This is a genomic window from Paenibacillus maysiensis, assembly GCF_000520815.1.
GTDB lineage: Bacteria > Bacillota > Bacilli > Paenibacillales > Paenibacillaceae > Paenibacillus > Paenibacillus maysiensis.
In genome coordinates this window covers 1-359 of sequence record NZ_ASRY01000019.1, presented here as the reverse complement: position 1 = coordinate 359, position 359 = coordinate 1, and the positions used below count along the sequence as shown (strand labels likewise).

1 protein-coding gene is annotated in these 359 nt (G+C 63.0%); it reads left to right on the top strand.

What is annotated here, in order from left to right; translation table 11 throughout:
- Positions 1-359 (top strand): zinc-binding dehydrogenase (locus L696_RS0101300; RefSeq protein WP_025682040.1); only part of this gene is annotated, 359 nt, incomplete at both ends.

The window sequence follows — 359 nt, the reverse complement described above, 5'->3', positions numbered from 1 at the left end:
TACCATGTTGTAGCCAGCAGCGGCAAAGCCGAGGCGCACGACTACCTCAAGGCGCTCGGAGCGGCTGAGGTTATCTCCCGCGGTGAGGTCTACGACGGCGCGGAGAGCATCCGGCCGCTCGGCAAGCAGCTCTGGCAAGCGGCCATTGATCCCGTAGGCGGGAAGCCGCTCGCTTCGCTGCTCAGCCAAGTCGCCTACAACGGCTCCGTTGCCGTGAGCGGCCTGACGGCAGGTACCAAGCTGCCTACGACGGTGCTGCCGTTTATTTTGCGCGGCGTAAGCCTGCTGGGCATAGACTCCGTCTTCTGCCCTTATGAAACACGCGTAGCGATTTGGAAGCGGCTTGGCAGCGACTGGAA